General features: G+C 49.6%; 1 protein-coding gene. It reads right to left on the bottom strand.

Annotated features, from left to right (window positions below; all coding sequences use genetic code 11):
- A partial coding sequence (locus R7040_RS28400) for a metallopeptidase TldD-related protein (protein ID WP_318097880.1) occupies positions 1-581 on the bottom strand: 581 nt, incomplete at both ends.

Here is a 581-nt window from a genome sequence, read left to right as displayed (position 1 = left end):
ACGTCACTTGTTGACCCATTTTGCCAGAGAATACCGACGACTCTTTGCGGTTGAAATCCCCTTCTAAACCGTGACCTACCGCTTCATGCAGCAGTACGCCAGGCCAACCAGAACCAAGCACCACTGGCATCATACCTGCAGGTGCAGCTTCTGCTTCTAGGTTAACTAATGCCATACGGATGGCTTCGTCCGCGAAGTGGAAGGCTTGCTTCACACCATCTGTTTCAGACAAGAAGAAATCGTAGCCAAAACGACCACCACCACCAGCACTGCCACGCTCGCGACGGTCACCTTTCTGTGCAAGTACACTGATGGATAGTCGAACAAGAGGACGAGTATCACCAGCGAAAGTGCCATCTGTAGCGGCAACTAGCATTTGCTCGTGCACGCCACTGATGCTGATAGAAACTTCTTTGATCAGAGGCTCTTTAGTGCGAATGTACGCATCCAAAGACATCAGTAACTCGGTTTTTTGTTGTTTTTCCCAGCTTGCTAGCGGGTTAACCGCATCATAGTAAGCTTGATTTTCCGAACGTTTGAATGCTTGAACTTTGCCATTTTGGCCCTGCTGCGCAATGCCT

It is taken from the genome of Vibrio sp. 1069 (genome assembly GCF_033340555.1).
Note: the sequence above shows the minus strand (reverse complement) of the source record. Positions and strands in the feature narration are given on the sequence as shown.